At 63.1% G+C, this 312-nt stretch carries 1 protein-coding gene; it reads left to right on the top strand.

The genetic code is table 11. From position 1 onward, the window contains the following. On the top strand, positions 1-312 hold a 312-nt coding region (locus SNR22_RS29220; RefSeq protein ID WP_320069900.1), incomplete at both ends, for a C39 family peptidase.

Below are 312 nucleotides of genomic sequence, written 5' to 3'. Positions count from 1 at the left end.
GCGTCGACGCCATGGCCAAGGAGATGCGCACCACCGAGAACGGCACCGACTCCATCAACGACATCACCCCCATCCTGAACAAGGAAACCGGCAAGACCAACGCCTACCGCAACGTCGAAATCAAGACCGCCAAGGCCGACGACAAGCAGACCAACACCCTGCGCACCGACATCGTCCACACCATCGACCAGGGCCGCGCCATCGTCGCCAACATCGCCGGCACCAGCACCGACACCAACGGCACCACCCACGCCTACGAAGGCGGCCACTACATCAGCGTCGTCGGCTACACCGACAACGGCAACACCGTCA

The organism is Micromonospora sp. RTGN7, assembly GCF_033804645.1.
Classification (GTDB): domain Bacteria; phylum Actinomycetota; class Actinomycetes; order Mycobacteriales; family Micromonosporaceae; genus Micromonospora.
Note: the sequence above shows the minus strand (reverse complement) of the source record. Positions and strands in the feature narration are given on the sequence as shown.